The 18,092-nt window shown below is 59.7% G+C and carries 19 protein-coding genes; 9 read left to right on the top strand and 10 right to left on the bottom strand.

Going from position 1 to position 18,092, the window contains the following annotated elements; translation table 11 throughout:
* Nucleotide 1: 1 nt before the first annotated feature.
* Both IAI51_RS02755 and IAI51_RS02750 read right to left on the bottom strand, forming a co-directional pair.
* Complete coding sequence (locus IAI51_RS02755) at nt 2-955, bottom strand: methyltransferase (protein WP_187677092.1); 954 nt, start codon at nt 953-955, stop codon at nt 2-4.
* An 11-nt stretch (nt 956-966) separates the two neighbouring features.
* Nucleotides 967-2,343: an iron-containing redox enzyme family protein gene (locus IAI51_RS02750; RefSeq protein ID WP_187677091.1), complete on the bottom strand. Its 1,377-nt coding sequence runs from the start codon at nt 2,341-2,343 to the stop codon at nt 967-969.
* Nucleotides 2,344-2,657: 314 nt separating this feature from the next.
* Here IAI51_RS02750 and IAI51_RS02745 point away from each other — a divergent pair, with 314 nt between their 5' ends.
* Nucleotides 2,658-3,116, top strand: coding sequence for an REP-associated tyrosine transposase (locus IAI51_RS02745; RefSeq protein ID WP_187677090.1), 459 nt, complete (start codon nt 2,658-2,660; stop codon nt 3,114-3,116).
* 82 nt (nt 3,117-3,198) lie between these two features.
* Here the strand turns inward: IAI51_RS02745 and IAI51_RS02740 are convergent, their stop codons facing one another.
* Nucleotides 3,199-3,960, bottom strand: coding sequence for a tellurite resistance TerB family protein (locus IAI51_RS02740; RefSeq protein WP_187677089.1), 762 nt, complete (start codon nt 3,958-3,960; stop codon nt 3,199-3,201).
* 259 nt (nt 3,961-4,219) lie between these two features.
* Between IAI51_RS02740 and pcsA the strand changes: the two genes are divergently transcribed.
* Entirely contained in the window at nt 4,220-4,942 is a 723-nt protein-coding gene (pcsA, locus tag IAI51_RS02735; protein WP_103306921.1) for a phosphatidylcholine synthase, read from the top strand.
* A 126-nt stretch (nt 4,943-5,068) separates the two neighbouring features.
* Here pcsA and IAI51_RS02730 read toward each other — a convergent pair whose 3' ends face one another.
* The 4 genes from IAI51_RS02730 to IAI51_RS02715 form a co-directional block, all read right to left on the bottom strand.
* Nucleotides 5,069-5,881, bottom strand: a complete 813-nt coding sequence (locus IAI51_RS02730) for a class I SAM-dependent methyltransferase (protein ID WP_187677088.1) — start codon at nt 5,879-5,881, stop codon at nt 5,069-5,071.
* A 307-nt stretch (nt 5,882-6,188) separates the two neighbouring features.
* The gene (locus IAI51_RS02725; protein WP_187677087.1) at nt 6,189-7,400 is read right to left on the bottom strand and encodes a cytochrome c biogenesis protein DipZ; all 1,212 of its coding nucleotides are present in this window, start codon (nt 7,398-7,400) and stop codon (nt 6,189-6,191) included.
* Between the two features lie 48 nt (nt 7,401-7,448).
* Nucleotides 7,449-7,745 carry a hypothetical protein gene (locus IAI51_RS02720; protein WP_187677086.1) on the bottom strand — a complete coding sequence of 99 codons (297 nt, stop codon included), beginning with the start codon at nt 7,743-7,745 and terminating at the stop codon, nt 7,449-7,451.
* Between the two features lie 27 nt (nt 7,746-7,772).
* Nucleotides 7,773-8,036, bottom strand: coding sequence for a DUF2790 domain-containing protein (locus IAI51_RS02715; RefSeq protein WP_187677085.1), 264 nt, complete (start codon nt 8,034-8,036; stop codon nt 7,773-7,775).
* Nucleotides 8,037-8,342: 306 nt separating this feature from the next.
* On the opposite strand from IAI51_RS02715, the gene IAI51_RS02710 reads away from it, so the two are divergent.
* Both IAI51_RS02710 and IAI51_RS02705 read left to right on the top strand, forming a co-directional pair.
* Entirely contained in the window at nt 8,343-9,083 is a 741-nt protein-coding gene (locus IAI51_RS02710) for a response regulator (RefSeq protein ID WP_187677084.1), read from the top strand.
* Nucleotides 9,080-10,387 (top strand): sensor histidine kinase, encoded by a 1,308-nt coding sequence (locus IAI51_RS02705; RefSeq protein ID WP_187677083.1) that lies wholly within the window; start codon nt 9,080-9,082, stop codon nt 10,385-10,387. The genes IAI51_RS02710 and IAI51_RS02705 overlap by 4 nt, the downstream gene beginning before the upstream one ends.
* Nucleotides 10,388-10,443: 56 nt before the next feature.
* Here IAI51_RS02705 and IAI51_RS02700 read toward each other — a convergent pair whose 3' ends face one another.
* Entirely contained in the window at nt 10,444-11,187 is a 744-nt protein-coding gene (locus IAI51_RS02700; protein WP_187677082.1) for a DUF2063 domain-containing protein, read from the bottom strand.
* Nucleotides 11,180-12,019, bottom strand: a complete 840-nt coding sequence (locus IAI51_RS02695; RefSeq protein WP_187677081.1) for a DUF692 domain-containing protein — start codon at nt 12,017-12,019, stop codon at nt 11,180-11,182. Before IAI51_RS02695 ends, IAI51_RS02700 begins: the two co-directional genes overlap by 8 nt.
* 406 nt (nt 12,020-12,425) lie before the next feature.
* On the opposite strand from IAI51_RS02695, the gene IAI51_RS02690 reads away from it, so the two are divergent.
* Both IAI51_RS02690 and IAI51_RS02685 read left to right on the top strand, forming a co-directional pair.
* The gene (locus tag IAI51_RS02690; protein WP_187677080.1) at nt 12,426-13,472 is read left to right on the top strand and encodes a class I SAM-dependent methyltransferase; all 1,047 of its coding nucleotides are present in this window, start codon (nt 12,426-12,428) and stop codon (nt 13,470-13,472) included.
* Between the two features lie 54 nt (nt 13,473-13,526).
* Nucleotides 13,527-14,369 carry an NAD-dependent protein deacetylase gene (locus tag IAI51_RS02685; protein WP_187677079.1) on the top strand — a complete coding sequence of 281 codons (843 nt, stop codon included), beginning with the start codon at nt 13,527-13,529 and terminating at the stop codon, nt 14,367-14,369.
* Nucleotides 14,370-14,393: 24 nt separating this feature from the next.
* Here the strand turns inward: IAI51_RS02685 and IAI51_RS02680 are convergent, their stop codons facing one another.
* Complete coding sequence (locus tag IAI51_RS02680; RefSeq protein ID WP_187677078.1) at nt 14,394-15,269, bottom strand: LysR family transcriptional regulator; 876 nt, start codon at nt 15,267-15,269, stop codon at nt 14,394-14,396.
* A 231-nt stretch (nt 15,270-15,500) separates the two neighbouring features.
* Between IAI51_RS02680 and IAI51_RS02675 the strand changes: the two genes are divergently transcribed.
* The 3 genes from IAI51_RS02675 to IAI51_RS02665 are packed head-to-tail and all read left to right on the top strand — an operon-like array spanning nt 15,501 to nt 18,082.
* Complete coding sequence (locus IAI51_RS02675) at nt 15,501-16,199, top strand: CoA transferase subunit A (RefSeq protein WP_187677077.1); 699 nt, start codon at nt 15,501-15,503, stop codon at nt 16,197-16,199.
* Between the two features lie 24 nt (nt 16,200-16,223).
* Nucleotides 16,224-16,889, top strand: coding sequence for a CoA transferase subunit B (locus tag IAI51_RS02670; protein ID WP_187677076.1), 666 nt, complete (start codon nt 16,224-16,226; stop codon nt 16,887-16,889).
* Between the two features lie 11 nt (nt 16,890-16,900).
* On the top strand, nt 16,901-18,082 hold the full coding sequence (locus IAI51_RS02665) for an acetyl-CoA C-acetyltransferase (protein ID WP_187677075.1): 1,182 nt from the start codon (nt 16,901-16,903) through the stop codon (nt 18,080-18,082).
* Nucleotides 18,083-18,092 lie beyond the last annotated feature (10 nt).

Raw genomic sequence — 18,092 nt, 5'->3', positions numbered from 1 at the left:
TTCAGCCGATTCGGGTCACGGTCAATGCGACCACGGCAATCCGGTCGACTCGCTGATAACCGGGGTTCAACAATTCTTCACCGAACACGTCGGGATCGATTTCGTGGTAGGTCCAGCCAAAGCGCGTTTCATCCAGTCGCGGCAACACGGTATCCAGAAACGGATCACGGCCATCCACCATCGCCACCCCGGTGTAAAGCAGCAACGACCCGCCCGGTGTGAGCCGATTGAGTGCCTGCTCGACGATACGCAGTGACAGTCCGGCCCCCAGCGTTCCGCCGCCATGTCGATAGGCTCGCGCGGCCGGATCGGCCATGTACGGCGGGTTGGCGACGATCAGGTCGAAGTCGCCATCGACACCCTGTAACAGGTCGCTGGCGTGCGCTTGGACGTTGGCCACTTCCGCCAGCGCGGCGTTGATCGTGGTCAGGCGCAGCGCGGCGGGATTGATGTCCAGCGCCAGCACTTGCGCTTCACGGCGGGCGCGGCCGATCAGGATCGCGCCGACACCGGCGCCGCAACCGATGTCCACGGCGCGATGGATTGGCGCAAAATTCTGCTGCAGGTGCGCGTGAATCAATTGGGCGAAACGATAGGTATCCGGACCGAAGAAAACCGAATCGGCCGCGTCGGTGGGGAAAGCCGAATGCACGAATAGCAAGTCGTCCAGACTCGACCAGCGCACACGACTTTTCAGATGGCCTTCATAGCTATCAATGACCTGGGCATCCTGCAATTGCCGTTGTTCGTCAGCAGACAGCAAGCCCGGTTCGAAGGGGCGCGACCAGCCAAACACATCACGCAGGGAATCGGCGAACTGGCCCTCGTCGCGCTGATTGACTCGCTGATGGGTCAGCGGCGTGGGCGTGGTGAAACGGTAGCCGTCGGCCTGTAAACGCCGTCCCAATTGCAACAGTACGAGGTCATTGGTGGACAGTGGTTCTTCCTGATTCATGGATGATGTCCTTATGGCAGACAAGATTTGAGTTCGATGAACCGGCGGGTTGCGAGTAGCCCGGCGGGATGCGCATGCCGCGCTGGGGCGAGCCAGGGGATGAGCGCTGCCATTTGTGCATGGCCATCCAGTCCTTCCAGCGCGGCGTTGAGCTGCTGCACATCGGGATCCTGTTCCGGCACCTCGATCGGTGAGTTGGCCGGCGCGCGTCGGCGCAACGCGGTGGCTTTTTTCGCGGATTTCCAGTCACCGGCTATCCAGTCGTGCACCAGTTGCTTTTCGTAGGCGCTGAATACGCCGAACATCGCAGCGCCATCGCCATCGATCAATTGCCAGAAGCGACTGTTCTGTGGGTCCTCGTGGCGTTTGATCCAGCCTTTGTCCTGCAGCGCTTGCAGGAAACCGGGCAAATGTTCCGGCTCGGCCAGCCATTGGTTGACAGTTTTGCCCTCGAAGCGGCAATAGTCCGAGTGCATGTGCTGGGCGAACGGGCACTTTCGTTCGAGCATCGCGAGCAATTCGCCTTCGAGATCAAACCCTTCAATGATCGCGCGACTGCCCTGCCCCAGATCATTGAGTCGATATCCCAACGATACCCGACGCAGGAAATCAGCGCGATCCGCCTCAAGCGGCAACAGATCCAGCACGGCCTGCACGGCTTTTTGCGCATGGCCGGTACTGGCGTTGTCGATGGTCACGTGCAGGGTGAAATAGTACGGATCGATGCCCAGTTCACTGAGTTCGTAGCTGCTGATGAGCAAGTGCAACGGCAGTTGTTCGTAACCCAGGTTGTATCCGATCACCTCCGGCAAATACTCATCACCGCAGGCGCCGAGCGCAAGTTGCAGCGCGCCTTGCAGGTAACGTTCATCATCAAGCGGACTGGCATGCTCAAGGTCGTGTTCGGCCAGCAGTTTGCGGTAGATCACCACATGGTTCTGTGCCGGATTGCCCTCGCCGAGTTCTTCCAGATAGGTGCACAGCAAACCGCTGAAACGCGGGTCACGCCAGTGCTGCAACAAGCCGTATAACCAGGCGCCGTCAACCAGCTTGGTCGGCGCCACCGCTTGCAGAAAATACAGCGCGTGGGCCTTGCTGGTGAAGAATTGGCGGGGGCCGCCGGCCTTGCGTTGTTGCAGATAGTCCGCGTACTGACGGGCAACATCGGCACAGTGCGCGGCGACCCACGTGTGCCAGGCAGAAGTGTCTTGCGGCAGCACTTCGGGCAACTCTGTGGCACGTTGCAACTGTTCGTTCAAAAATGATTGCGCGAGTGTTTGCGGGCTTTCCGCCCGCAACAGCGTTTCATAAATGCCACGGATATTTCCGGCGGGATCCATCGCTTGTGCTTGGGCTGGCACAGATTGCAGGGGTGTCAGGACAGTCATGGCAAAGTTCTCGGTCGGTTGGCAGGACGCTGTTTCGTACGCCTCTACAGCAGCAGAGAGGCGGCGCGTGCCAAAAATTCAATCGACGTGAAAATTGCCCGGACGGACGGCGAGCTAACCCCGCCTTCCACGTCTTCATGTAGGAGCTGCCGAAGGCTGCGATCTTTTGATTTTGATTTTGATTTTTACAAGCAAGATCAAAAGATCGCAGCCTTCGGCAGCTCCTACAGGGTTACATCGTGCAATGGCTTGAATTCGCGTAGCGCAGGGTTATAGCTAACGTTCAGAGACTGGAATTGATGGAGGGCAAAGGAATGCCTGAGGCTGCAAAAGCGTGTGGTTTGCGAAAGGGGCGATATTCTGAAACAGGTCGTATTTACTTGCTCACTGCGGTTGCGCACGAACGTCGGCCGGTGTTTTCGGATTGGCGAATCGGACGGTTACTGGTCGAACAGATGCGTGCTGCGAATGATGAGGGGATGGTGCAATCGCTTGCTTGGGTGGTGATGCCGGACCATTTGCATTGGCTGGTCGAACTAAGGCGAGGTTCTTTGGCGGAGTTGATGTGTCGGGTTAAATCCAAAAGTTGCCGTTCGATCAATCTCGAGTACGGCCGTCAAGGGTCGTTGTGGCAGCGGGGTTATCACGATCGGGCGTTGAGGCGCGACGAGAATCTTAAAGCCGCCGCGCGTTACATCGTTATGAATCCGCTCCGTGCAGGGATTGTGAAGCGACTCGGAGACTACCCGCTTTGGGATGCAGTTTGGCTTTAAGATCAAAAGATCGCAGCCTTCGGCAACTCCTACAGGAGATCAGTGTAGGAGCTGACGAAGGCTGCGATATTTCGGTCTTGGTTTATGCCGTGCCCTTGGTCTGCTGCTCCAGATGCACCTGCAACTCAGGATCAATCTGCAACGCCGCCGCCAGTTCATCCAGGTAGTTACGCTCGGCGTCCTGCTGGTCATCCACCAGCATCACGCTGGCCAGGTACATTTCGGCGGCTACCGCCGGGTCTTTGTTTGCGGACTGCGCGACCTCGTTGGGGTCGAGTGGTTTGGCGACCTCTGCATCCAGCCATTGCTGCAGTTGTAGATCCTCGGTGTGCTTGCCGATTTCGCTGCTAATCAGGTGTTTTTCCGTCTCATCGATGCGCCCGTCAGCCTTGGCTGCAGCGATCAAAGCACACAACACGGCGTGGCTGTGTTCTTCGATTTCCGGGCCGGCCAGCAGATTGGCCGTCTGAGGCGTCTGTTGCAGTGCGTTACTGGCCTGGCTGCGCTGCCAGGCTTGATACGCCTGGAACGCCATCATCCCCAAAGACGCCAGCGCTGCATAATTGGTCCCGCCTGAACGGCTTTGTGTGCCCGCGCCGCCACCCAACGCACCGCCCAAACCGCCACCGCCACCGCCGCCGAGCAGTCCACCGAGCAAGCCACCCAGACCGCCAAGCCCTCCGGCCGCAGATCCGCCACGTGTACCGGTGGAGCCCGCACCACCGAGCAAACCGCCCAACAATCCACCGAGACCGCCCAGGCCGTCGCCGGCCGAATTGCCACTTTGCTGACCCGCCGAGTTTCTTCCCCGCAGCAGTTGTTCAAGCAAATCGCTGGTGTTCATGACGTCATCCTCAAGCATTGGCATTGACTGCGTCTGGCAACGATAGACCGCTGCGCGGGTTGCGCCAGCACCGTTTGGCCGACAGAGAAAAGTCCTACAGATTTCGCCCACGTATTTTTTTGCGGCCAGCTAAGATTCAAGGATGGTGAACCTTATACCGGCCAAACCGGTCGATAGCTGCAACCCCGACCCGGTTTGCCGGCGCCCTTGCTGCTCAAGGGTGATACCCGGCTTGTTTTACTTTCTGGAGAACGCCCCCGTGATATCGACCGTCCACATTGCCAGGCTCAAGGCCTGGGGTGCCCATGGATTTACCGCGACCGGCGTGGTTACGGCGTTTCTGGCCACCCTCGCCCTGCTGGAAAACCAGCCCGTCCACTGCTTGATGTGGCTGGGTGTGGCGCTGATCGTCGACGGACTCGACGGCGCACTGGCGCGTAAGGTCAATGTGCAATCGGTGCTGCCGAGTTTCGACGGCTCGATCCTCGATCTGGTGATCGATTACCTGACTTACGTATTCATTCCTGCACTGTTTATCTATCGCTATATTCCGCTGCCCGATTACACATTGCTGCTGACGGTGTCGCTGATTCTGGTGTCATCGCTGTTCTGCTTCTGCAACGTCAATATGAAGAGCAAGGACAACTACTTTGTCGGGTTTCCGGCTGCGTGGAATGTGGTTGCGTTGTGTCTGTACATCATCGGGCCTGGGCCGTGGATTACCTTCCTGACGGTGATCGGGCTGGCGTTGCTGACGGTGACGCGGATGAAGTTCCTGCACCCGTTCAGGGTGCGCCGGTTTATGCCCATCAACATTGCCGTGACGGCGATCTGGTTGTTGTGCAGCCTTTCACTGGTGCTCAACCACCCGGTAATCAACCCGATGGTGATGGGTTTGTGGTTGCTGATGTCGGCATATTTTCTGGGGATCTGCATCTGGCGCACGGCATTGGAATGGTTTGATCGCTCGCAGTTGAAATAGGTACGAGCCCCCCCCTGTAGGAGTGAGCCTGCTCGCGACAACGATGTGTCAGCCAAGGATTTTTTGACTGAGTAACCGCAATCGCGAGCAGGCTCACTCCTACAGGAAATGTTCTTTGAATCTGGGCTAGCGCTTGGTCACCACCACCTCCAGATACTCACTCGGCACCACCAGCGAGTCCTGCCCCGCCCGGTTCAACCGGTTCAGCAAATCCGCCAGATCATTTTCCAGCGCCTGACCGCTTTCCGGCGGCAGCGCTGCAAACGCCTTGTGCACCGGCCCGTACCAGTGCCGGAAGATATCGATGAAGTGCGCCGCCGAGCGGTAGCGAAAGTTGAAGCTGCGGCGGGTCACCTGCACGACAAAATCCTTATCCTTGAAGTGCTCGTGCAGCCACGCTTCCGTGCCCCAGTTTGATGGCGGTTGTGCGCCGGCAGGTGGTGGCAGATGGCGGCCGAGGGTTTTGAACATCTGGCCGACGAACCCTTCCGGCGTCCAGTTGGCGAGTCCGATCCGTCCGCCGGGGCGACAGACCCGCCCCAGCTCAGTGGCAGCGGTGGCCTGATCCGGCGCGAACATCACCCCGAACGTGGAAAGCACCGCAGCAAAACTGCTATCGGCAAACGGCAGGGCTTCGGCATCGGCGACTTGAAAGGTCACGTCCAGATGTTCGGCCCGGGCACGATCCTGGCCACGTTCCAACAGAGCGGCGACATAGTCGGTCGAAGTGACCAGACACCCACGCCGCGCCGCCGCCAGCGTGGCATTGCCGTTACCGGCCGCGACGTCGAGCACTTGTTCATCGCAGCGCAGGTCGCAGGCTTCGGCGAGGTTTTCGCCGACGATCTGCAAGGTGGTACCGATCACGGCGTAGTCGCCACTGGCCCAAGCGACTTTTTGGCGTTCCTTCAAGGCAGTGAGATCAATCGGGGTACTCATGAATGGGTGCTCCGCTACAGGTTGGATCGAACGTTACCGGGCGGTGGCAGGTTCTGCTGAGCCTGCTGCTGCACTATCGCGCCGCGTCCGATTGGCGTCCCTGTCAATCGTCCGGCGAGCCTGTAAAACAGGCGCTTCGCCGATGAATGGCGGGATTTTGTAAAGCCGTCGAAACACTCACGGGAATTGCCAGCGCCCAGAGCAATCGGCATTCACCCATTCCTGCTCCCCGTATGGAATCTTTCCGCGCCGGGACAACGAACAATGGCTCATGGTGCGTGACCTATGAGCCATTGAGATTCGCCGATCAGGCGGCAGGCGCCTTGGCCTCTTCCAGCAGTTGCTGGATCATCTGCTCCTGCGCCTCGTAGCGCCCCTCGCCGAAGTGGCTGTAACGCATCTGGCCCTTGGCATCGATCAGGTAATGGGCCGGCCAGTACTGATTGTCGAAGTTGCGCCAGATCGCGTAGTTGTTGTCGATGGCCACCGGGTAGGTGATGCCGAGCTTTTTCACCTGATCCTTGACGTTGTCGATGATCCGTTCGAAGCCGTATTCCGGGGTGTGTACGCCAATCACGACGAGGCCGTCCTTGCCGTACTTCTGCTCCCACGCCTTGACGTACGGCAGGGTGCGCTGACAGTTGATGCAGTCATAGGTCCAGAAATCCACCAGCACTACTTTGCCGCGTAGCGATTCAGCGCTCAGTTCCGGCGAATTCAGCCATTGCACCGCCCCAGCCAGGGACGGCATCGCGCCTTTGCTCTCATCCATCATCGAATCCGCACGCACCTTGCTGACAAAGTAATCGACCACTTTCGGCACGTTTTCCAGCACGCTTTTTTCAATGCTGGCAACGCCCTCGGAGGAGGTGCCGGCCAGTAGCGTTTTATCGGCACCGGTAGAAATCACCGCCGCCGCAGCGAGCACCGCAACACCGGCACCACGACGAAACCAACCCGTGAACGGAATCGATGGTTTCAAGCGGTTGACCAGTCCACGCCCGGCGAAAATCAGCGTCCCCAGCGACAAGGCACTGCCCGCACCGTAGGCCAGCAGCAACAGGCTGGTCTGTGCATTGGCGCCTTGCAGCATCGCACCAGTGAGAATCACGCCAAGGATCGGCCCGGCGCACGGCGCCCACAACAGACCGGTGGCAACACCCAGCATGATTGAACCCATCGGGCCGGTCTTGTTCCGGGCGTCCGGATCGAGGCGGTTGCCGAGCATGACAAACGGGCGCGTCAGCCAGTCACCGATGCGCGCAGAAATCAGCGACAGGGCGAACAACGCCATCACGATCAGCGCGATGTGGCGGCCGCTGTTACTGGCTTGAATCACCCATTCGCTGCTGACCACGGCCAGGCTGGCGATCAACGCAAAGGTCAGGGCCATGCCGCCGAGGGTCAGCAGGATCGAGGCACGGCTGCGATTGGCCCCGGCAAACAGAAACGGCACCACCGGCAGGATGCAGGGGCTGAGGACGGTCAGCAGACCGCCGAGGAATGCGATGAGGTACATAAAGGTCACCCTGGATAAATGTGAACACTGAATCCTGTGCCGAGGGCATCAGGCACTTTGGCTTTCAAGCCACTGCCCCTGCGGAGTGTGACTGGCGCCGTTTTCAGCAACCATCTGTCCTTGCGGTGTACGGCTGGAGCCGTCCGCGGCAACCATTTGTCCTTGCGGTGTGCGGCTGGAGCCATCCGCCGCGATCAAGGCGTCGCTGGCCTTTTTGGCCATCGGCGTCAGTTGAAAACAGCTGCCGCTGTTGCAGCTATGCTGTTCAACCGCAGCATTGGCATGGGTAGCAACACCTGCGAAAGCGAAAGCAACAGCAGTGAGAAAGCGCGAGACGTTGTTCATGGTGAGGCTCCTGAAAGGGGTGATGACTCAGTTGTCGTTGTTGCAGCCGTCAGCGAATTTGCTGTAATCGAGGACTCGGGTTTTGCCGGCCGAATCCAGGTAGGTCATTTGCGCATCGACGATGCCGCAGGTCACCGAGTTGTCCTGTGTCAGCGAGATCACTTTCTGGATATCCAGATGGGTGCCGTAGGTGTAGGTTTGCGCGGCGACATCCGCTTCGGCGCGGGCCGACAGGGTGCAGATGTTCAGGGCGGCGAACAGACAAGCGGCGATTACGGATTTGTTGTTCATGGTGTTTTCCTCAAGGCTTCAATGGATAGATCGTTGATTGAGCCGAGGCTGTTTGGTGTGCCTCGATGGAGCTCATTTAAAGCTCGCGAGGTATCCCGTATGTGTCGGGAAGCGGCGGGTTTAAATGGTTGTGTATCCTTGCCACCGGGGGATACACAGCGATACAAAGCCCTGAAAAAATCGTGTTTTTGCGTCCCCGTGTATCGGTCGTCACGGCAGATACACTGCAATACAAAGGCAGGCAGGCGAGCCGTTGCAGGCTCTATAGACTGCACGTCATCTCCACTTTGCTAGAGGTCTGGCCCCATGGAACATGTCGATCACATCCTGATCGTCGACGACGACCGCGAGATCCGCGAACTGGTCGGCAATTACCTGAAGAAAAACGGCCTGCGCACTACAGTCGTTGCTGATGGCCGGCAGATGCGCAGTTTTCTCGAATCCAATACCGTCGACCTGATCGTGCTCGACATCATGATGCCCGGCGACGATGGCCTGCAGTTGTGCCGCGAGCTGCGCGTCGGCAAGCATAAAGCCACGCCGGTCTTGATGCTGACCGCCCGCAACGATGAAACCGATCGGATCATCGGCCTGGAAATGGGCGCCGACGACTACCTGACCAAACCCTTCGCCGCCCGTGAATTGCTGGCGCGGATCAACGCCGTGCTGCGCCGCACGCGAATGCTGCCGCCGAATCTGGTGGTCACCGAAGCCGGTCGATTGCTGGCGTTCGGCCGTTGGCAACTGGACACCTCGGCCCGCCACCTGCTGGACAAGGACGGCACCATGGTGGCGCTGAGTGGCGCCGAATATCGCTTGCTGCGGGTATTTCTCGATCATCCGCAACGGGTACTCAGCCGCGATCAATTGCTCAACCTGACCCAGGGCCGTGACGCCGACCTGTTCGATCGTTCGATTGATCTGCTGGTCAGCCGTCTGCGCCAGCGCCTGCTGGATGACGCCCGTGAACCGGCGTACATCAAGACCGTGCGCAGCGAAGGTTATGTGTTCTCACTGCCGGTCGAGATCCTCGGTGCCACGGCATGACCATCAATCTGCACTGGCCGCGCACCCTCGCCTCGCGGGTGTCGCTGATTTTTCTGGTAGGGCTGATCCTCGCCCAGGCGCTGTCGTTCGGTGCGCAGTATTACGAGCGTTACCAGAGTGCGAAAGACACGATGCTGGGCAATCTGGAAACCGACGTCTCGACCTCGATTGCGATCCTTGATCGCTTGCCCTCCGAAGAGCGCCCGGCCTGGCTCAAGCGTCTGGCGCGGAAAAACTACGGTTATCTACTGAGCGAAGGTGACCGCGGTACGCCGATCAAGCCTGCCGATGTGCCCGTTGCGGTCACTTCGATCACTGAAGCCATCGGCGAAAAATACCCCCTGACCTTCACCGACATTCCCGGTCCGAAAAAACACTTTCAGGGCCATTTGCGCCTGAGCGACGGCAGCCCGGTGACCATCGACGTGCGTCCGGCGATGGTACCCCTGTCGCCTTGGTTGCCGGTGGTGCTGCTCGGCCAATTGGCGCTGATGATCGCCTGCACTTGGCTGGCAGTGCGCATCGCCATCCGCCCGCTCACGCGCCTGGCGAACGCTGTCGAAACCCTTGACCCCAACGCCCACCCGATCCATCTGGACGAGACAGGCCCGAACGAGGTGATCTACGCCGCCCGTGCCTTCAACGCGATGCAGGCGCGTATCGCCGCCTACCTCAAAGAACGCATGCAACTGCTGGCGGCGATCTCCCACGACCTGCAAACCCCCATCACGCGGATGAAACTGCGCGCCGAGTTCATGGACGATTCGGCGGAACGGGACAAACTGTGCAACGACCTCGGCGAGATGGAACATCTGGTGCGCGAAGGCGTGGCCTACGCCCGCAGCATTCATGGCTCGACCGAAGAGAGTCGACGCACCAACATGGATTCATTCCTCGAAAGCCTGGTGTTCGACTATCAGGACATGGACAAGGACGTGCAGCTGGTCGGCAAGAGTGCGGTGGTGGTCGACACCCGCCCGCACGCGTTGCGCCGGGTGCTGGTCAACCTGACCGACAACGCCCTGAAGTTCGCCGGTGCCGCTGAGGTGTGGGTCGAGGCGAACAAGGGCAGCCTGTCGATCACCGTCATGGATCGCGGCCCGGGCATTGCCGAAGCGGAACTTACGCAGGTGATGGAACCGTTCTACCGCGTGGAAAACTCGCGCAACCGCGATACCGGTGGCACAGGGCTGGGACTGGCCATTGCCCAGCAACTGGCGATGGCGTTGGGTGGTTCGCTGACCCTGAGCAACCGTGAGGGTGGTGGCTTGTGTGCGGAGCTGCGGATACCGCTGCAATCTTGAGATCACTGCAATAAACCTGTGGGAGCGAGCTTGCTCCCACAGTGTTTTAAGTTGATTTAAAGAATGCCGATGGCGCCGTCTTCATGCATTTGCTGCAACAGCACCAAGCCGTTATCCATGAACAACGCGTCCGCAAACTGTTCTGCCTCTTGCGCCAATCCTTGCAACTGCTCACGCCCGGTCAACTGCGGCAACTCACCAATGCGCTGCAACAACCGCCAGGCCAGCGGACTCAACTCAGAGAACTTCACACCGAAATCCGCCTCCCGCCGTACCAGCAACAGTGTCGGTTGTGCCGGTGGTGACGAGGGCTGGTGATCTGGCCCAAGCAACTGCACCGGCCAGGTATAAGCCAACGGCCAGGCCAATGCCGATACCTGTAACGGCCGCTCCAGCAACAATGTCGCATCCGTGAACGGCAAGGGCATGGCGTCTGACTGCTGCAAGACCATTTCCACCCACTCGTAATGCGCCAGTTCCAGCACAAACGGGGGGAAGTTGGACAACACTGCCGGGGCTGCCGAAAGGTAATCGACAAATTCCTCGGCAATCTCACCGAATTTCGGCGTCTGCGCACGGTAATCACGCAAAAAGCCACGAACCAGCGTGCGCCAGCGCTGATCGCCGATAATCCGGATCAGCACCGGAAAGGTGCCACTCAACAATTGCGAGAGATTGTTGAACACCAGATCGCGGTACACGTTGACTCGTGCGACGTTCATTTCGGGGGGAGGTGTCTGTTGATCGGGATCACGCAGATAGCGCGTCAGCACCTGTTGTTGCAGTAAAAGATTATCCACGGCTGACCTCCTGTTTTTGCAGGTGGCGAATGGTCTGCAGCTCCGCCACCAGTTCGGAAAATGCCGGGAAATTGAAATCCCGCTCCAGTAGCGTCGGCCGTGCGCCGAACCGGGCATAGGCCTCGGCCAGCAACGACCACACCACCGGTTTTACCGAAGCGCCATGGGTGTCGATTTTCAGCGTATCGGACTCGTCGAAATGCCCGGCCACGTGCATGCCGACCACCCTGCCCGGCTCGATCCGGGCCAGAAAATCCTGCGGATCGAAACCGTGGTTGATCGAGTTGACGTAAACGTTGTTGACGTCCAGAAGCAGATCGCAATCAGCCTCGCGCAAAACGGCGTTGGTGAAGGTCACTTCATCCATGTCCTGACGCGGTGCGGCGTAATAGGAGACGTTTTCTACCGCCAGACGCCGACCAAGGATGTCCTGGGATTGGCGGATGCGGGCGGCGACATGGTGCACCGCTTCCTCGGTGAACGGCAGTGGCAGCAAGTCGTAGAGATGGCCGTCGTCGCTGCAATAGCTCAGGTGTTCGCTGTAATGCTGCACGTGGTGATGGTCGAGAAACACTCGCACTTCATGCAGAAAACCGATGTCCAGCGGCGCAGGCCCGCCAAGCGACAGCGACAATCCGTGACAGGACAACGGATAGCGCTCGGCCAGCTCGCGCAACGCAGCGCCATTGGCACCGCCGACGCCGATCCAGTTTTCCGGGGCGACCTCAAGAAAGTCGAAATCGCCGGTGCGTGCGGCTTGCAGGTCTTTCAACAGACCACGACGCAGACCCAGGCCGACGCTGGGTGGCGATGATGATTGAGGGGTTTGCATGGGGGCTGACCTCGGGTGATTGGCCTGCCCAGTTGAGCCTTCGGCTGTATCGCCACTGTGTTCAGTCAACCCGATATATGCAGCCGCGTGTATCCCCCAGCCAACGTGATACACAGCGATACATCCCCCTCCTGATCGGCATAAATCCCTGTAGGAGTGAGCCTGCTCGCGATAGCGTTATTTCAGTCGAATCAGGAGTGACTGACCCAACGCTTTCGCGAGCAGGCTCACTCCTGCATTTTGCTCAGTGTTTGTCGCAAAAACGGGGCTAGACTCTTTCATGACCCAGTCGAGGGGGCTGCAGGACTTTAGTTGTGCCCTGCCCGTTTCCGTGACCACCGCCCGGTGGCGCATGCCTCGACCCTCAACGCCGCCGGACTGTGATCCTGTTTCAGGAGCACATGTGATGGACGAGTCCCGACTCAACGAATTCATGGGCAAACTGGTCAACGACATGGGCGGCGCGGCGATGCTGGCCAATGTCATCGTCGGCGAAGAACTCGGTTTGTACCGGGCGATGGCCGACAGTCAGCCGATCAGCCCCGAAGCCCTCGCCGCAAAAACCACCTGCAACCCCCGTCTGGTGCGTGAATGGCTCAGCGCCCACGCCGCCTCCGGCTACATGGAGCACCACGATGGCCAGTTCCGCCTGCCAGAAGAGCACGCGCTGGCGCTGGCCGTCGAAGACTCGCCGGTGTATGTCGCCGGCGGACTGGGCGTGGTGGCGTCGTTTTTCCATGACAAGGACAAACTGGTCAAAGCCATGCGCGGCAACGGTGCCCTGCCCTGGGGCGATCACCATCCGTGCATGTTCACCGGCACCGAACGGTTTTTCCGTCCTGGCTACAAAGGACACCTGATCGCCGAATGGTTGCCGGCGCTGGACGGCGTCGTCGCCAAACTGGAAAACGGCGCGAAAGTTGCCGACATCGGCTGCGGCCACGGTGCCTCGACGGTGATCATGGCCCAGGCGTTTCCCAACTCGCGCTTCGTCGGCTACGACTACCACGCACCGTCGGTCACCGTCGCCACGCAACGCGCCGAAGAAGGCGGCGTCGGCAGTCGGGCGAAGTTTTTCCAGGGCACTGCGAAAAGTTACCCCGGTGATGACTACGATCTGATCTGCTATTTCGACTGCCTGCACGACATGGGCGACCCGGTCGGCGCGGCGCGTCACGCTTACGACTCGCTGAAAGAGGACGGCACGGTGTTGCTGGTCGAGCCGTTCGCCAACGACACGCTGGACGACAACATCAACCCGGTCGGACGGTTGTTTTACGCAGCGTCGACGTTTATTTGCACGCCGAACTCGCTGTCCCAGGAAGTCGGCCTCGGTCTCGGCGCACAAGCGGGGGAAATGCGTCTGCGCAAAGTATTTAGCGAGGCGGGGTTCAATCACTTCCGACGCGCCACGCAAACACCGTTCAATCTGATTCTGGAGGCGCGTAAGTAAGTCGCGCGGATCGCGTGCTAACCTGCTGGCACCGTCTTCCCCGGAGCGCTGACCATGCTCGACAGCCCGATCCGCGAACACCTCGACACGCTGCAACAGGCGATGGCCGATGGTGACTTTCTTGTGCTGACCGGCGCCGGCATCAGCACGCCATCGGGCATCCCCGATTACCGCGACAGCGACGGTGTGCGCCGAGGCCGGCAGCCAATGATGTATCAGGAATTCCTCGCCGCCCCGGAATCACGCCGTCGTTATTGGGCGCGGGCGATGCTCGGTTGGCCTCGGGTGCGTCAGGCGCGGCCGAATGCGGCGCACGAGGCACTGGCCGGTTTGCAGAGCCAAGGGCGGATCAGCGCTTTGATCACGCAAAACGTCGACACCTTGCACGATCAGGCTGGCAGCCACGACGTCATCGAACTGCATGGCAGTTTGCATCGCGTGCTGTGCCTGGATTGCGGTCAGCGCAGTGAGCGCGATGCAATTCAGCGCTTGATGGAAATGCACAATCCGTATCTGGCCGGCGTCGACGCAGTACAGGCACCGGACGGCGATACCCTGCTCGACCCGGCGTTCGAAGCGCGGTTTCAGGTACCGCACTGCCCGCATTGCGCCGGTGAGCGGATGAAACCGGATGTGGTGTTTTTCGGCGAAAACGTCGCGCAACCCACGGCGGCCCGGGCCATGGCGGCGGCGGAAAATGCAGCGGGGATGCTGGTGGTGGGGTCGTCGTTGATGGCCTATTCGGCGTTTCGTCTGTGCCGGGTGATCGCGGATCGTGGCAAGCCGTTGATTGCGATCAATCTGGGCAAGACCCGTGCGGATGATTTGCTGGATTTAAAGATTGAGGGGTCTTGCGAAGAGTTGTTGCCGCTGTTAGCGCAACGCCTGACCTGCTGAGCACATAAATCCCTGTAGGAGGGATCAATGTTCGGCTTTGAGGATATCGAACAACGCCTGCGCCGCCGCCGACAGTTCATTGCCCGGCTCGGTCAGCACACCAATCGCCCGTTCCACCGAATCATTCAACGTCAGGCATCGCGCACCCAGTTCCTGCATCTGCTCGGCACACAATGCCGGCACCGCACTGACGCCCAGCCCACTGGCAACCATCCGCCCGACCGTCGCCAGTTGATGGCTTTCAAATTCCACGGGCAGCTTCATGCCCCGGGCCTGCAAGTGTTCTTCGAGCATCACCCGCACCGTCGACGGTCGTTGCAAGGTGATGAACGGTTCCTGCAACAAGGTTTGCCAATCTATTTCGGCAAGATCCGCCAGCGGTGAATCCTGCGGCACCACCGCCACAAAGCGATCCATATAAAGAGGCGTGAAGGTCATCGAGGTGTTCTGCATCGGCTCGAAAGCCACGCCCAACTCCACCTGTCGGTCGCGAACCATTTCCAGCACTTGCTCGTTGATCACGTCATTCACCGTCACGTTGACGTTCGGATAGCGCGCGCGGAAAGTCTTGAGAATCGGCGGCAGCAGATTACCGGCAAACGACGGCATCGCCGCCAGCGTCACCCGCCCGCGTTGCAGGCTGAAGCGCTGGCGCATTTCGTCCTCGGCGTTGTCCCAGTCGGCGATCAGGCGTCGGGCCAGCGGCAGCAGGGATTCACCCTCGGCGGTCAACGCGACGTTGCGGGTGTTGCGGCTGAAGAGGCGCCCGCCCAAGCCCTCTTCCAATGCCTTGATGGTCAGGCTCAGCGCCGATTGCGACAGGTGCAACCGCTCGCAGGCCACGGCGAAACTCAGGCTTTGGGCCACGGCGAGAAAGGCGCGGATCTGTTTGATGGTCATGAACGCTGTACGCCCTTTAATGTAGGAGCTGCCGAAGGCTGCGATCTTTTGATCTTGAAAAACAAAAACCAAAAGATCGCAGCCTTCGGCAGCTCCTACAGTGAATCGATATGGATTGTTGAGTTTTATCTATCAATCAACCTTAAAAATCAACTTAACAAATATATCCACCGGCGCGACACTCCAACCATTCGGCTAGCCAGCCGCCCGCAAATAATAAAAGAGGTGCATATGGCAGGTTTCGACAAGCGCGTGAGTTCCTACGAGGAAGCCCTCGCCGGGCTTGAAGACGGCATGACCGTCATCGCCGGCGGCTTCGGTCTGTGCGGCATTCCGGAAAACCTGATCGCCGAGATCAAGCGCAAAGGCACCCGCGACCTCACCGTAGTTTCCAACAACTGCGGCGTCGACGGTTTCGGTCTTGGCGTACTGCTGACCGACCGCCAGATCAGCAAGGTCGTCGCCTCTTACGTCGGCGAAAACAAGTTGTTCGAAGAGCAACTGCTCAAAGGCGAAATCGAAGTCATCCTGACCCCGCAAGGCACCCTGGCCGAGAAAATGCGCGCAGGTGGTGCCGGGATCCCGGCCTTCTTCACCGCTACCGGTGTCGGCACTCCAGTCGCCGACGGTAAAGAAGTGCGTGAGTTCAAAGGTCGCAAGTACCTGATGGAAGAATCCATCACCGGCGACTTCGCCATCGTCAAAGGCTGGAAAGCCGACCACTTCGGTAACGTCATCTACCGTCACACTGCGCAGAACTTCAATCCGCTGGCCGCCACTGCTGGGAAGATCACCGTGGTCGAAGTCGAAGAAATCGTCGAACCCGGCGAATTGGACCCGGCACACATCCACACCCCGGGCATCTACGTCGACCGGGTCATTTGCGGCACGTTCGAAAAACGCATCGAACAGCGCACCATCCGCAAATAATTCAGGCTGACGGAGAATAAAAACATGGCACTTTCCCGCGAACAAATGGCTCAGCGCGTCGCCCGCGAAATGCAGGACGGCTATTACGTGAACCTCGGTATCGGCATTCCGACCCTGGTCGCCAACTACATTCCCGAAGGCATGGAAGTCATGCTGCAATCGGAAAACGGCCTGCTCGGCATGGGTCCTTTTCCGACGGAAGAAACCATCGATGCCGACATGATCAACGCCGGCAAACAGACGGTGACCGCGCGCATTGGCGCGTCGATCTTCTCCTCCGCCGAATCCTTTGCGATGATTCGCGGCGGCCATGTCGACCTGACCGTGCTCGGCGCGTTTGAAGTGGACGTCGAAGGCAACATCGCCTCGTGGATGATCCCCGGCAAACTGGTCAAGGGCATGGGCGGCGCGATGGATCTGGTGGCTGGCGCAGACAACATCATCGTCATCATGACCCACGCATCCAAGGATGGTGAGTCCAAACTGTTATCCAAGTGCAGCCTGCCGCTGACCGGCGCCGGGTGCATCAAGCGTGTGCTGACCGACCTCGCCTATCTCGAAATCGAGAACGGCGCGTTCATTCTCAAAGAGCGCGCACCGGGCGTCAGCATTGAAGAGATTGTGGCCAAAACCGCCGGCAAACTGATCGTGCCTGATCACGTACCGGAAATGCAGTTCGCTGCCCAGTGAGGAATTCGAAAATGCAAGACGTTGTCATTGTTGCCGCCACGCGTACCGCGATCGGCAGTTTCCAGGGTGCGCTGGCCTCGGTATCCGCAGTCGATCTGGGCGCGGCGGTGATCCGCCAGTTGCTCGAGCAGACCGGTCTGGACGGTGCTCAGGTCGATGAAGTGATCATGGGCCAAGTGCTGACTGCCGGCGCCGGCCAGAACCCGGCGCGTCAGGCCGCGATCAAGGCTGGCCTGCCCCACGCCGTACCGGCCATCACCCTGAACAAGGTCTGCGGCTCGGGTCTGAAAGCCCTGCACCTCGGCGCCCAGGCGATCCGCTGCGGCGACGCTGACGTGATCATCGCCGGCGGCCAGGAAAACATGAGCCTGTCCAACTACGTGATGCCGGGTGCGCGCACCGGTCTGCGCATGGGTCACGCGCAAATCGTCGACACCATGATCAGCGACGGCCTGTGGGATGCGTTCAACGATTACCACATGGGTATCACTGCCGAGAATCTGGTCGACAAATACGAAATCACCCGTGAACAGCAGGACACCTTCGCTGCTGCTTCACAGCAGAAAGCCGCCGCTGCCATCGAGGCCGGTCGCTTCGTCGATGAAATCACCCCGATCCTGATTCCGCAGCGCAAAGGCGACCCGGTTGCGTTCAAGGTTGACGAGCAACCGCGCGGCGCTACCACCGCCGAATCCCTGGCCAAACTGCGCCCGGCTTTCAAAAAGGATGGCAGTGTCACTGCCGGCAATGCTTCCTCGCTGAACGACGGCGCCGCCGCTGTGATCCTGATGAGCGCCGAGAAAGCCAAGGCGCTGGGCCTGCCAGTGCTGGCCACTATCGCCGCTTACGCCAACGCGGGCGTCGACCCGGCGATCATGGGCATCGGCCCGGTCTCGGCCACTCGTCGCTGCCTGGACAAGGCTGGCTGGTCGATTGACCAGCTCGATCTGATCGAAGCCAACGAAGCCTTCGCCGCACAATCGCTGGCCGTGGCCAAGGATCTGCAATGGGATCTGGACAAGGTCAACGTCAACGGTGGCGCTATCGCTTTGGGCCACCCGATCGGTGCATCGGGTTGCCGGGTGCTGGTGACTTTGCTGCATGAAATGATCAAGCGTGATGCGAAAAAGGGTCTGGCGACCCTTTGCATCGGTGGTGGCCAAGGCGTCGCCCTGGCGCTGCAACGCGGATAAAGAGCAATAC

This window comes from Pseudomonas sp. N40(2020) (assembly GCF_014472415.1).
GTDB lineage: Bacteria > Pseudomonadota > Gammaproteobacteria > Pseudomonadales > Pseudomonadaceae > Aquipseudomonas.
Note: the sequence above shows the minus strand (reverse complement) of the source record. Positions and strands in the feature narration are given on the sequence as shown.